This window comes from Streptomyces sp. Ru62, assembly GCF_002920615.1.
In the GTDB taxonomy this organism is placed as follows: domain Bacteria; phylum Actinomycetota; class Actinomycetes; order Streptomycetales; family Streptomycetaceae; genus Streptomyces.
The window spans coordinates 125,899-139,327 of the sequence record NZ_PQSU01000011.1 but is presented as its reverse complement, the minus strand read 5'-3'; the positions used below and the strand labels follow the sequence as shown (position 1 = coordinate 139,327).

Annotated in this window: 11 protein-coding genes; 5 read left to right on the top strand and 6 right to left on the bottom strand. The window is 67.5% G+C overall.

The window, feature by feature from the left end:
* The first annotated feature begins 2 nt into the window (after nt 1-2).
* A complete protein-coding gene (dndA, locus tag C3492_RS16845) occupies nt 3-1,157 on the top strand; it encodes a cysteine desulfurase DndA (RefSeq protein WP_103812575.1) in 1,155 nt (384 codons plus the stop codon).
* Nucleotides 1,158-1,163: 6 nt separating this feature from the next.
* Here dndA and C3492_RS16840 read toward each other — a convergent pair whose 3' ends face one another.
* Entirely contained in the window at nt 1,164-2,600 is a 1,437-nt protein-coding gene (locus C3492_RS16840; RefSeq protein WP_103812574.1) for a DNA phosphorothioation-associated putative methyltransferase, read from the bottom strand.
* Between the two features lie 107 nt (nt 2,601-2,707).
* On the bottom strand, nt 2,708-3,427 hold the full coding sequence (locus C3492_RS16835; protein ID WP_258055738.1) for a DUF6308 family protein: 720 nt from the start codon (nt 3,425-3,427) through the stop codon (nt 2,708-2,710).
* A 643-nt stretch (nt 3,428-4,070) separates the two neighbouring features.
* On the opposite strand from C3492_RS16835, the gene C3492_RS16830 reads away from it, so the two are divergent.
* Nucleotides 4,071-4,976: an LppX_LprAFG lipoprotein gene (locus C3492_RS16830; RefSeq protein WP_181140407.1), complete on the top strand. Its 906-nt coding sequence runs from the start codon at nt 4,071-4,073 to the stop codon at nt 4,974-4,976.
* Between the two features lie 1,481 nt (nt 4,977-6,457).
* Here C3492_RS16830 and C3492_RS16820 read toward each other — a convergent pair.
* A complete protein-coding gene (locus tag C3492_RS16820) occupies nt 6,458-7,933 on the bottom strand; it encodes a sialidase family protein (RefSeq protein WP_103812571.1) in 1,476 nt (491 codons plus the stop codon).
* A gap of 749 nt (nt 7,934-8,682) precedes the next feature.
* Nucleotides 8,683-8,958, bottom strand: coding sequence for a hypothetical protein (locus C3492_RS16810; RefSeq protein ID WP_103812570.1), 276 nt, complete (start codon nt 8,956-8,958; stop codon nt 8,683-8,685).
* Nucleotides 8,959-9,467: 509 nt separating this feature from the next.
* On the opposite strand from C3492_RS16810, the gene C3492_RS16805 reads away from it, so the two are divergent.
* Together C3492_RS16805 and C3492_RS16800 are read left to right on the top strand one after the other, a co-directional pair.
* Nucleotides 9,468-9,677: a hypothetical protein gene (locus C3492_RS16805; protein ID WP_103812569.1), complete on the top strand. Its 210-nt coding sequence runs from the start codon at nt 9,468-9,470 to the stop codon at nt 9,675-9,677.
* Nucleotides 9,678-9,876: 199 nt separating this feature from the next.
* A complete protein-coding gene (locus C3492_RS16800) occupies nt 9,877-10,332 on the top strand; it encodes a GNAT family N-acetyltransferase (protein WP_103812568.1) in 456 nt (151 codons plus the stop codon).
* A 112-nt stretch (nt 10,333-10,444) separates the two neighbouring features.
* Here the strand turns inward: C3492_RS16800 and C3492_RS16795 are convergent, their stop codons facing one another.
* Complete coding sequence (locus C3492_RS16795; RefSeq protein WP_103812567.1) at nt 10,445-11,053, bottom strand: hypothetical protein; 609 nt, start codon at nt 11,051-11,053, stop codon at nt 10,445-10,447.
* A 289-nt stretch (nt 11,054-11,342) separates the two neighbouring features.
* Nucleotides 11,343-12,416, bottom strand: a complete 1,074-nt coding sequence (locus C3492_RS16790) for a Ku protein (protein WP_181140406.1) — start codon at nt 12,414-12,416, stop codon at nt 11,343-11,345.
* 54 nt (nt 12,417-12,470) lie between these two features.
* On the opposite strand from C3492_RS16790, the gene ligD reads away from it, so the two are divergent.
* On the top strand, nt 12,471-13,358 hold the full coding sequence (ligD, locus tag C3492_RS16785) for a non-homologous end-joining DNA ligase (protein ID WP_103812565.1): 888 nt from the start codon (nt 12,471-12,473) through the stop codon (nt 13,356-13,358).
* Nucleotides 13,359-13,429: the final 71 nt, after the last annotated feature.

Here is a 13,429-nt window from a genome sequence, read left to right as displayed (position 1 = left end):
GGGTGAGCGCCGTGGTGGCGTATCTGGACGTGGCGGCGACGACACGGGTGGACCCGAGGGTCGCCGACGTCGTCCTACACTGGATGACGGAAGACTTCGGCAACGCTGGCAGCCGCACCCACGAGTATGGAGCCCGCGCCAAGAAGGCGGTACAGCAAGCTCGTTCCTTCCTCGCCGACACGGTCAATGCCAAGACCGAAGAGGTGATCTTCACCAGCGGGGCGACGGAGTCCAACAACATCGCGCTGCTTGGACTAGCACCACATGGCGAGAAGACCGGCAGGAAGCACATCATCACCTCTGCCATCGAGCACAAAGCCGTCATCGAACCTCTCCTGCACTTGAAGGAAACTCGCGGCTTCGAGGTCGACTTCCTCCAGCCCGGACCCTCCGGCCGCATCTCCGTCGAGGCGGTACTGGAGCGGCTGCGACCCGACACACTCGCCGTGTCGCTGATGCACGTGAACAACGAAACCGGAGTCATCCAGCCCGTCGCCGAGCTCGCCGAAAAACTGCGCACGACGCCGGCCTACCTCCACGTCGACGCCGCCCAGGGATACGGCAAGGTCCCGGGTGATCTGACAGCCCCGATCGACCTGATCAGCATCAGCGGCCACAAGATCGGCGCGCCGAAGGGGGTCGGAGCGCTCATTACACGACGTCGCGGCTGGGACAAGGTGCCGCTGGAACCAATCATGTTCGGCGGCGGTCAGGAGAGGAAGCTGCGCCCCGGAACCCTCCCCGTCCCCCTGATCATGGGCCTTTATGAGGCCGCGAAGATCTTCCACGAGAGCCGGGATAACTGGGAGCGCGAAGCGCGAGCGATGCGCGAGCAGATCTTGCAAGCACTCGGCAAGACGCGCTTCCGCCTCAACGGAGATCAGTCACACACCGTGCCGCACATCCTCAACGTCTCCTTCGACCAGCTCAACGCTGAAGCACTGATCGTTCGGCTCAAGGACCAGGTTGCCATTGCAACAGGGTCGGCGTGCACTAGCGCCTCCTACACCCCTAGCCACGTGCTCCAGGCCATGGGCCTTCCCGATGATGTGGCGGCCAATGGGCTGCGGTTTTCCTGGTTCCCTCCGCAGGCGAGGGACTTCGACCCGCTGCCTATTGCCGAGACCATCGCCCACATGCAGCCCGAGGAAGACTGACCATCCCTAAGCCTCGGTGCGACGCACCAGGCGGTGCCCTCGCAGCTGCCGGCCGCACCTGACGAGCTCCGCCTCCCAGCCGTTCTCGGTTCCGATCAGGTGCGGCCGTTCATACAACCCCGCCCGCATCTCAGACTCAGTCAACCGGCGGTATCGCGGCACGTCCGGATCATCCGGTGCCAGAAACTCGTGCTTGCGGTGCAGCAAGGGGCGATTGGCCGAGTTTCCATAGGAGAGGTGGGATGCCTGAAGCGTCTGCAAGTCCACCATGTAGGAGGACCGAATCCGCGGATGCGGGTCTTTGTCAAAGTCGGGGTAGTCCAGCCACGACACCGCTCGTCCCTGGTGCTTGAGCTTTGCCACTGTCCACTGCTCCGGGCGACCGGCAGCAATCGAAGCGCAGTGCTCGTACAAGCGCAAAACCGTCGGGATCCGCTCCAGCGTACGTCGATGCACATACAGCGCCGTCGGTGTCACCTTGCCTGCAACGGAGGCGTTCATGGCACTGCGTACATAGCCGTCGTCGCGGAGCTTGAACAACAGCCGGTCAGCCCGCTGGCACGCCTCCTTGTAGGAGCTGAAGAACGTGCGTACGTCCTGCTGCAGCCCCACTGGCAGACTGCCAAACGGTCCACGGCCGTTGAAGAGCTCCACCGCCAGGTAGAGCAACGTGTTCAGCGTCGATCGCTTAGCCCCCGCATTGGCCCGCTCAGGATCAGCACCATCCCGCACCAGGCGCTTGACCTCGCCGGGCCGCAGGTGAGCCAACAGCTCCGCAACGGTCCGCGGCATCTCCTCAATCCGCGGCGGACGTCCCCTACGCTCGAAGAAGTCCACCACCGCACTTACCGCCGAGGCAGTGTCCTCGGAAGCAAGCCACTCGGCATCTGGGATCACACGCTGCGCCAGATAGCTCAGCCGGGCGCCCTCGTCCCGGAACGCGTAGACGACCCCTGGCGCAGCCGCCACCACCCGCGCGCCGGTCACCTGCTCCACGTACTCCCGCAGCTCACTCGCGGCATATAGATGCTGGAACGTCTGTCGGCTCGTGAGCAGGCCGTCACCGTACTCCTGACCGTGGACCTTTGACTTCTCCCACGTCAGCCGGGCTGAAACAACCAGCAGCGTCGAGGTCAGCTCCCACGCCTGTTCCAAGGTCTGCCGACGTTCCGCCGGATCCTCGATCACGTTGAGTACGTAGGTCAGCAACACCACGTCGCTGGCAACCAGTTGCGTGTCGGAGCGGTAATACGGATCCCATCCAGCCACCTGGCAGTCCAGTTGCTGCAAAGCTCTGACATCGTCACCACGACCACAGCCGTAGTCGAGGATCGTCCGCTCAGGTACCAACTGGCGGTCCGCCAGCGCTTGACGAGCGGGCACCGACAGCGTCATCCGCCCAATCGCCGTCCGGCGACGCTCACTACCCCAGATTTGCTGCATAACAGACACCTGCGTCCAGGTAACGACACCATCAGCAGGGTAGAAGACGCGCGCCCGGCACACTCACGCAACGACGAACATGCCCCCCAAGTGTCAGCAAGGCACCGTCACGCGGCGCATCCGCTGGCCGTGTGCTCCCAGACAATAATGTCTGCCGCTCGAAGAAGGCTGAGAGGCCTCTCGTCAGGCGTACGAATGGGGACGATTAGATCTTGGATCCAATCCCGATGACGGCGTAGGTCTGCTTGCAGGAGTGGCCACAAGCGTCGAGGGGTGTCCTTGTAGGCTCCCGGAGCTGGCTTTTGGCCGAGGTAGAACTGGTAGATGCTGCTGTCGAAAATCGGCACTAGGTTCGGCCGCTTGCGGTGAAGGATCTTGGTGACGGCAACGGCCTTGAAGTCGGGCAGCCCCGTACCGCCGGATTCACCTGTCGCGACCAGTGCTCGATCGACCAGAGACCAGGGTCCCGTCGACGGGTCCAGCGTCACGTCCAAGAAGTCCGCTGTCTTACACGTCTTATCCGCAAGCACCGCTTCCATCGCCTGCAGGACTTCAGCCCCCGGGCCGTCAGGGTGGAACAACGGTACGACCTGCTTATAGCCCATACGAACGCTCAGTAGGGCTGGCGCCAAGCAGTCCAACGGACTCAGTCGTTCCGGATCGCCCTGCCAGTCATACGTGCGGAAGGCTCTGGGCCCCCGGGGATCTGTGTAGGTCTGCAGGTGCTTCTCCGCGCAACCGCGCAGTGCTCCAATGGTCCTCACGTAGCCCCCGCAGCCTCGACGATTCGCACGGCAGCACCGCCGCTCTAACAGAGCAATGCTCATGCGCATGCTACGAGCTGTGGACCATGTGCGGACCCATACTCGGCTAACGGCCGCCTACAGGGCTGTGACCGGCGACGATGCCTGCAAGGCAATCCCCCTCCGGAGCCGTGTGCGCAGGTTCGAATCCTGACGGGGGGCTTCACATGGAGTGCCTAAAGACCCCGCCATCAGCGAGTTCGCTGCGGACCGCTCACGGAAGCGATCTTGAACTACGTGTACGCCCTCCCCATGCAGTTCGAGGCATTCCGGCGGTGCGGGACAGGTGAACCGCCCTTTTGCTTCCGCCGCACCTCGCAGGCTTCCGGGTACAGCAAGCTCCGCCGGCTGCGGTGGTGTTCCCCGCGATGGGCCGAGCGCCCGCACCACAAGCGCACCAGAGACAGCGGGAACCACGGTGAAAGCAGTCAGGCCGATGAGACGGCTCTCCAGCCATCTGCCGAGGTGAGCGCCTGAACGGACCAGATGATCGCGGCTTCCCGAGCTGAGACTCCGACCGCTCAGCAGGGCCGCGAAATCACGCCGTGGACTTGAGGTATGTGCCGAAGCCTGAGCACGCTCATGGGTACCCATCGGATCAGCGGACGCGCCTCCGGGATACGCTCCCGGTCTTGGTGTGGCTTGGACGCCTGACTCCGGGGGAATTATGGGTATTTCAGCGCGTGGTTCCGTACCGCGCAGAGCGACGAGCGTGGCCTTCGCCGCCGTACTGCTCGCCGGGGGAACGGTTGCCTGTGGCGAAGGCTCCGTGAGTGATTCCGCGAAGGAGCGCCGGCCCGAGGTGACCCCCGCGGCGGCCGTGGCGAAGGCGGCGAAGAACTCCGAGGACATCGCATCGCTCCACTACCGGATCACCGGGACCGTGCCGGAGAGGGGCCGTTTGGAGGCTGAGGCCTCCATGAGCACGGAACCGCTGGCCATGAGTATGCAGATGACCACGGCCGACCAGGGCGAGAACGGCCGTCTGGAGGTCCGGTTCGTCGACGAGGTGATGTATGTCGGCGGGAGTGCGGTCGCCTCCGAGAAGTTGGACGGCAAGAGTTGGTACCGAGCCCACCCAGCCGCGTGGGGCCGCGGCGCGGTGGACAACAACTCTCACGGCGTACTGCCCAGCCAGCTTGAAGGGAACCCAGCCGTACAGTCCACGCTGCTGGCCGCCTCTAAGGACCTGCAGAAAAACGGGACAGAAACGATCAACGGCACCGGAACCACTCACTACAGGGGAACGGTCACCAGTAGCGGCTTGCGCGCTGCCCGTGATGCCGCCGCTGACCAGACGACTCAGGAGCGCCAGATCGAGAGCCTTGATCAATTCATCGCGCTGCACATCGACGACACGCTCACCATGGATCTGTGGATCGACAACGACAACCACACCAAGCAGTTCCGCATGCGGGGGGACACAAACGACCCCCGGGGCGGCGCCGAGGGCAACCAACTCGACTTGACCATCACCTTCCTCGACGTCAACCAGCCGGTGACCGTCGAGGCCCCACCATCCAAAGACACCGCTGACATCGCCACGCTGGCGGACCATGCGCCGGCAGGCTGAGCAACACCTGGGGGACGTGGACGTCCGGCCGGTGGCACCGTCTCGGCTTCCGTTTCATCAGCCCCGTTCACGGCCGTTCAGACGAGACCCGAACGCGTCCTGGCTCCGGTGGCCAACCGCCCATGTACGCAGTGAATGCCCCTGTACATGCCCCACCACTCCCCCAACACAGTTGGAAGAGCGTGCTGAGCAGCGGCTGATGCGGCTCGATGTCGCCCAGATTCAGGTTCGTCGGCAGTCCCCGCGCGTCGAGGCTCAATCGTCACGGGACGTCCATGCTCCGTGTCCGATTCGCGCTCTACCTACATGCTCCAGCCAACCGCACTCTGAGCCATAGAGGAGCCTCACGACCGTAGGGGGAGGTATGGCGAAGCGTCGAAGGCCGCAGCCCAGGGACAGCCGCGGCCGATTCACCAGGACCGGGATGCCCGTCTGGCTGGGCGTCGTGGTGGTCATCGTCCTGCTGTACGCCTACGCTCACTAGCATCGACGGACGCAGACGGACCAAGGCTCGCACCACAACCTCACCAGATCGAGCGGGCAACAGCGGGGATTACGGTGAAAGCCGCCGAAGTCGACGAGGCACCATCCGGCGTTCCTGCCCAGGTCAGCGCCCGAGGCAGCTTCAAGAGATCGCAGCTTCCCAAGCCGATGTCACACGTCGGCCTGCCGCCTCGTCCGGGCTGGGGCGCCGGTCCCGGCCGAGCGGCACGCCGACCAAGTGGGCCACGGCAGCAAGCGGCCCCGCACGACAGCGCCAGGAACGATGTCGTGCGGGGCCTCGCCGACTGATCACAGGAGCACGCTCGAACCGTCGACAGTCGGCGTCCGGAGGCCGCTCAGGCCGCAGGCGTTTCACGTTGGCGTGGGGAGACACCCTTCTCACTCTCAGAGCCGTCCAGCTCTGCCTGCAGTCCCGCCGTGATCAGCTCGGCCAGCAGTTCAGCCGCTTCGGGACGAACGGTCCCGAGCTGCACCAACCCGTCGCCCGAGACGTTCCAACCGGACGAAGCGGGGCCGCGGTGCCGCGGTGCCGCGGTGCCGTCAGGGAGCCGTGCCCACCCGTGGCACCCTTCGCACAGCTCGGGAGGAGCTGCACATCGGACTGCGCCTGGACGTCCCCACCACGCAAAGCGCTCGGCTGGGAAGACCCAGTCGAGCGCCTGTGTGGACTGTTTGCGACCCGCTCGACGCACCGCGTGCTGTGACGCTCCCTCGCATGCTCCACATGCCCGGGCCTCGAAGGGGCTGGAGGTGACTTACTCGTACTCGCGGAGCAGGTCCTCGATGCGTCGGTTGGCGACGTCCTGTCGCCCATCGAGGCGCTTCGCGTAGCGGGTCAGCAGCACCTCCGTCCATGCCTCGTCCGCCGTGGGGGCGGGTCTCGGCCGGCTCGATACGGATCCAGCCCGGCTCCGGAAGCGTGCAGTCGCAGCCGTCGGCGGACGGGGGGGCGGGGCGGCCGGCGGTGTCCGTGTCGGTCAGGGGGTGCGGAGGCTGCCGGTGTAGACGTCCGTACGGTTCTGTGGTGCGCCGGAGTGGGTTTCGGTGAGTACCGCACGTACTCCCTTGCCGTCTGCCGCCAGGCCTTGGTAGTCGCCGAGGAAGTAGCCCCCGGCGTACGGCGCCTGCAGCCAGTCGAAGACCCGCGAGATCCGTCGTTCGGTGCGGAGCTTCGGGTTTCCGTGCTTCAGCGTGGCCAGTTGGTAGGTGGTGGGCAGGGTGGTGGTGTTGCCGGGCGTGAGGAAGCGGAGGTCGTAGTAAGTGAGCGCGACCGTGCCCCGCTCGGTGACCGCGATCGACGGTGAGAAGGCCGGAACGCCCTTGGGGCTGATCAGTACCGGGGTTCCCCAGGTGCGTCCGCCGTCGGTGGAGCGTACGAGCTGGACGGAGTCGAACTTTCCGCCGGAGAAGTCCGAGCCCTCGTAGGCCATGTACAGCGTGCCTGTCCTGGGGTCGACGGCCGGGCTCGGCAGGGTGGCCGCGGAGCGCAGTAGTTTGGTGGGGTCGTTCGGGTCGACCTCCGGTACGGAGGTGTCCCGGGCCACGGTGACCGGGGCGCTCCAGGTCTTGCCGGCGTCGGTCGAGGTGACCACCTGGTAGCGGGCTCGGACGACGGTGCTCAGGTCGTCGGAGTAGGTGATCCGGTCGAAGAAGTCGTACAGGGTGCCGGTGCGCCGGTCGGCGACGATCAGGTGGCCGATGGTCTGGGTGTTGGGCACGTTGCTGGTCTTGACGAACCGTCGGGCCTTGCTCCAGGTGCGGCCGCCGTCGCGGGTGACGGAGATGTAGCCGGGGCCGTCGAGGGAGCTGGGGCCGGGTGGGTCGTTGTCGAGGCGGTTCCAGACCTGGTAGGCGGTGCCCTTGCGGATCGGGTCGGCGGTGAGTGAGGGCTTGTCGTTGAAGAACGGCTGCTCGTCGACGTGCGTGGTGGTGAGGTTCCGCCAAGTGCGGCCCCCATCGCGGGACGTGACTGCCAGAATGGCGCTGCGCGTGCTCTTCGTGAAGTCGATGCCCTCCCCGCCGGCGTAGACCGTGCCGTCCGGTCCGGTGCTCACCCAGGGGTCGGAGGCCCGTTCGTAGTCCGCGCCGCCGGGGGCGCACAGGCTGAACGGCAGGGTGCTCCGGTGGAAGGTGCGACCGTCCGTGGTCCAGCCGGCCGCCAGGCCCCGGGCGCCGCCGTCGTTCCAGCGGTCCTGCTGGAACACGGTGACCACCCGCTTGGGGTCGCGCGGATCGACGGACAGGTACGGCTCGACCTCGGTGGCCGGGTAGACGATGCTGTCGGGGGACTTCGCTCCGATGGTGCACTTCGCGTACGGGTCGCCGTGGGACACCTTGACCAGTGGTGTGCCGTCGGGATTCCGGTTGTCTGCCGCGGCGGGAGGCGTGCCGGTGACCGTGACGAGCAGCAGCGCGGCGGTGGTGACGGCGGTCGGGGGCAGGAAGGCGCGCATGCGGGATCTCCTCCGGGCCTGTCGGCCGGGCTCCGGGCTTGTCGGCCGGGGTACGGGACCGCCGTCATCCGGGCGGCCTGGGGCGCGAAGGTGTACCGGAACGCGAGGGTCGGCGACTCCGCTTGGTCCTTTTCGGCGTTGCGGCCTGTGCCCTTGATGGGCCGAACGACGGAGTCATCCCGGGTTCGTTCAGGAGCATGGCGGAGCCGACCGGCGGATGCGCCGTGCCGGTCGGCTCCTTGGTCGTGCTGTTGCGGCAGCCGTCTCGTAGGTCCCCCGGGGAGGGCCGTGGCCGCGTGCGGGTTGACGATGCCGATCCGGGATCGGCCTTGGCTCAGACGGCTGGTGAAGCGGGGGCGGGGCGGACAGCGGCGCGATCATCGCCCGCGCGGAAGGAAGACTCCAGCGGTGTGGGCCCCTACAGGCTCGATCGAGGCCGGCGGGACTCTTCGTCCTTGTGCGCCTGTGCAACACCTGTCGAGTGTCAACCACGCTCGTGGTCAGTACGGCTGGGAAACACATGCGGATTGGAAATGCGAACGGCCCCTGCCCACCGCGCCGGGTGCATCGGCGTGACCGGTTGTCCGGCCGTGCGCCGACCGGTCAAGTGAGCGCCTGCGGGGTCCCGTCAGGCGGCACGCAGACGTCGCCGGCGTAGGGGCCTGAAACGGTCTGACCGTCGGCGGACTGCTGCCCGCGTGGTCCTCTTCGGCTGCCGCGCCTGTTCTCTGCGGCTGCCGCCTGCTCCTCTAACGCGGTTCGTGGGCGGCCGCCCGGCAGGCAGCGGTCGCGGCGCCGCCTGCCACTCCGGCCCCGGTCAGCCCGGTCACACAGCCCTGGAGGTCTCCGACCACGCCACGGCTGCAGGCCGCTGTGACGGAGTCGGAAGCGGTGGCACCGGCCAGTTCGGCCATCTTTGTGCAGGCGGGGATGTCCGCCCGGGCCGCGGGAGCGGTGAGGACCGCGCCGCCGAGGGTGAGGGTCAGGCCGGTGAGGGCACCGGCGATACGGGTCGACGTGCGCATGGGACGCACCTGCCTTCCGGGTTGGCCGCGCGGTCCGGGTCCCGGCGGGCCGGATCCACGCGGTAGAGGCCGCCTGGCGAGGCTCGGTGAGTGGTGCCCCCGGCCGGCGGGCTCATGGACTGGCCGCACGTTTCTGCGTCGCATCCATCGAGCCGCACGCACCGGGACGTGGACGTCAGGCCGGAGGAGAGGGTCCTGGATCGGATGAGACGCACTCGGACCTCCACTCGCGGGCCCCTCACTCCAGCGTCGCATCCTCTCCCCCGCCCGTCCTGGGCACCCGGGGGCGGCCGCGCTGAGTAACTGCGTTTGCGCGAAGCACGGTAGCCGGGCGGCCCGAAGCGCTTCCCCACGAGCTGCTGGGCCGCCATTGCGGTGGCATGTCACGGCGCCCGCCTGCCACGACTCGCGTGTCTGCTCACCGTCACCCATTCTGAGTAATAGGCCGTCCCTCGCACATTCCGGTCCATCCCGCAGGCCGGGCCAGGGACACGCGAGAGGAGAAAGCCATGCGCACACGACGACTGCTTGGGCTCGCCCTCGCCACCGCGACGCTCGCCGGCATGAGTGCCGTCGGCGCCGTCACCGCTCAGGCAGCGACGTATCCGTCCATCTCGTCCGAAGAGTGCACGGCACAGGGCGGTACGGTCAGCGAGGGCGGTCCCTACCGCGGCCCCAGCTGCACGTTCCCCGACGGGCACTCGGAACGCATCACCTGAGCCAGGGGCGGGTGGTGGTCCGGCGGCTCCGCCGGTGCTCCCTGTGACCTGGCCTCCTGTCGTGCACAGGGACCCCAGGAACCCTCTACGGGCTGCGGTGACGGCTGTCTTCGGTGGCAACCTCGGCACGCTGAAGCGGGTTTGACCGCTTCACGGAGCACGTGGCATGAAGAAGGGGTGTGGCATGAGGCCTCCTGGCGTGCATCTGCGGGAGGTCACCGACGACAACCGGGATGCCGTTCGTGCCCTCCGCGTCCGACGTGACCAGAAGCAGTTCGTCGCCTCCGTGTCCAAGTCGCTCAAGCAGGCGGCACAGAATCCGGAGGCGAATCCTTGGTACCGCGCGGTGTACGTCGGTGACGAGCCGGTCGGCTTCGTGATGCTGTCATGGAAGCCGCCGACCGGTCGTTACAGAGGTCGGCACTTCATCTGGCGCCTCCTCATCGACAAGCGGCACCAGAGGCGAGGCATCGGCCGGGAAGTCCTCACCCAGATCGCCGCCCTTGTTCGCGCGGACGGCGCCACCGAGCTGCTGACCAGCTACGATCCCGGCGAGGGCGAACCGTGGCCGTTCTATGAGAAGTTCGGCTTCGAGCCCACCGGAGAGATCGATGACGGCGAGATCGTTCTGCGGCTCGTCTTCCCCGCTCGGTGACCTCATACGGGACGGCGATGCGGCATTCGCTCGGACGGGCCGTGCAGGCAGGGGGTGCGAAGCTGTCTGCGCGTCACCTGGTCCAGTGGCACCCGGTCTACTCGCACCCGGTCTACTCGTTGGCCCCTCCGCCCCGGGGCGACAGGAGTCTGGCCCGGGTTTCTCTCATGAAGTCGGGCTCGGACCATGGGATGCGTCGGTGGCGTAGGTGGCGAATCCGTCTGTGGGTGTGGGGGCGGAGCAGCCATCCCCAGGGGGACAGTTCTCTTCGCATCGCCAGGAGGCAGATTTCCTGTTCCGGTTGGTTGTCGTAGGGGAAGTACGCCCTTCCGGACATTTCCGGGTCGGTCGCGACGGGCGGTGTGTTCCATGCCTCCAGGCGGTGTGGACCGGCATGGCGGCGGGTCTGCTGGAACAGGTCGGCGTATGCCTGACCGACGACGTAGGAATCCATGAGCAGCAGGTTCTGGTGCAGGTTGATTCTCGTGAAGACGTCGCTGATCTGCTGGGCCAGTGCCGCCCTGGTCGGTGGATCTGACGCGGGGCGGCATCTGATCAGGTAGGGGAGGTCTTCGTACGAGTGAATGACCTGGAGCGCCTCCGCGTACATACGGCTCTTCTGCTCACGGCGCTTGGCGTGCTGGTTGATCCAGTAGCCCATGAGTGCCACCAACGCGGTGGTGAACGCGGCCAGCAAAGTGGCCGTCGAGGCAGCATCCATCGTCGCCGGCGCCCGGGCAGGCGCCTCCCCCCTTCGCGCTACCAAGACCCTGAGGGCAGGTTCGGCAGGAGCAGGGGTCTGAGTAAAGAGCGCGAATCGGACAGGTTCGCCCGGTGGATGGGCGTACGCCCGTCCGTCGGCTTCCGATCGGTTTGGTCGAGGGAGCAGGGGAACCGGGCGCTGTGCACGACGCCGGGATCAGGAAGGGTGAGGCCGCCCGGGTCGTCCGTCGCGGCGATGCCGGTGTCGGCCTGTCAGTACGTGCGCGCGAGACCGGCCCCCGTCCCCCTCACGCCGACCTCTTCCGTGACGCCGTCTTCTTCGCCGTCGTCTTCTTCGTCGCCGTGCTCCTCGCGTTCGCCGTGCTCTTCGCATTCGCCGTGCTCTTCGTGGAAGCCGTGCTCTTCGCGCTCGTCGCTTTCTTCGTGCCCTCCGCCGTCTTGGCCGTCGACTTGCGTGCGGGTGCCGCCTTCTTCGTGGCGGCCGTCTTCTTCGCCGACGTCGACTTCTTGCCCTCCGTCTCCTTCGGCTCGGCCCGGCCCTGGCGCAGGGGTCTGACCTCGGCCTCCTCGCCGGGGGGCGGGGTGCCGCGGGACTCGCGGGCCGCTCGGACGCTGTTCTCCAGCGCGGCCATCAGGTCCAGCACCTTGCCGCCGGCGGCGGGCTCCGGGGTCTCGGGCGGGGCCTCGCCGGAGGCCTTCGCGGCGATGACCTCCTCCAGCGCCTCCCGGTACTCGTCGTGCAGGTCCTCCAGGTCGACCTCGCCGAGGGTGTCCATCAGGGCGTCGGCGAGGTCGAGTTCCTTGTCGCGGATGGTGACGGCGGTGTCGGGGGCGACGCCCTCCGGGGACCGGACCTCGTCCGGCCAGAGCAGGCCGTGCATGGCGATGGCGTCGCCGACCACGCGGAGCATGCCGAGGCGTTCCCGGCCGCGCAGGGCGTACTTGGCGATGGCGACCTTGTTGCTGCGTTTGAGGGCCTCGCGCAGGAGGGTGTACGGCTTGGCGGCGGGGGCTCCGCCGGCGGCCAGGTAGTAGGCGGCGCCCATCTGGAGCGGGTCGATCCGCTCGGCCGGGACGAAGGCGACGATCTCGATCGTGCGGGCGGTCGGGATCGGGAGGTGGGAGAGGTCCTCGTCGGTGATCGGGATGATCGAGCCGTCGGCGTCCTCGTACGCCTTGCCGATCTCGCCCTGGCTGACCTCGCGGTCCTCCAGTTCGCACACCTTGCGGTAGCGGATGCGGCCGTTGTCCTCGGTGTGGATCTGCCGGAAGGAGATGGCGTGGCTCTCCGTGGCGTTCACCAGCTTGATCGGGATGCTGACGAGCCCGAAGGAGATGGCGCCGTTCCATATCGATCGCACGTGCCGCACCCTTCCCTTTGCCGATTTTTCCGGTTCGTCTGGGATTGTCATCCTATGACGCCTATCACAGAGGTGGAGGGGCGCCGGGTCGCGCTCAGCAACCTGGAGAAGGTGCTGTATCCGGAGACCGGCTTCACCAAAGGGGAGCTGCTGCACTACTACGCGACCACCGCCACGGCCCTGCTGCCGCATCTGCGTGACCGGGCGGTGTCCTTCCTGCGTTATCCGGACGGCCCCGAAGGGCAGCTCTTCTTCACGAAGAACGTGCCGCCGGGTACGCCCGAGTGGGTCACCACGGCCGAGGTCCCGCGGTCGTCGGCGGACAGCCCGGCCCGGATGGTCGTGGTGCAGGACCTGCCGAGCCTGGTCTGGGCGGCGAACCTCGTCACCGAGTTCCACACCCACCAGTGGCTGGTGCAGTCCCCGCAGGAGGCGGACCGGCTGGTCTTCGACCTCGATCCGGGCGCGCCCGCGACGATCGTGCACTGCTGCGAGGTCGCCCTGTGGCTGCGGGAGCGGCTCGCGGCGGACGGGATCGAGGCGTACCCGAAGACCGCGGGGTCGAAGGGGCTGCATCTGCTGGCGGCGGTGCGCGGGAGTTCTTCCGAACGGACCTCCGACTACGCGAAGGCGCTGGCGGTGGAGGCCGAGCGGGCGATGCCCCGGCTGGTGGTGCACCGGATGACGAAGAGCCTGCGGCCGGGGAAGGTGTTCGTCGACTGGAGCCAGAACGCCGCGCGCAAGACCACGGCCACCCCGTACACCGTGCGCGCCCGCCGCCTCCCCCTGGTGTCCGCGCCGGTGACCTGGGAGGAGGTGACCGACTGCCGCAGCCCGGGGCAGCTGGAGATCCACGCGGAGGACATGGCGGCACGCCTTCAGGACCACGGGGACCTGATGGAACCGTTGCTGGACCGGCGGTCGGCGGCCCCGTTGCCGTAACGGCACGCCATCCCTTGCGGGCCGCCCTGGCCACTGATCCGCACCCGCACGGGCCGCCCCCGCCACTGATC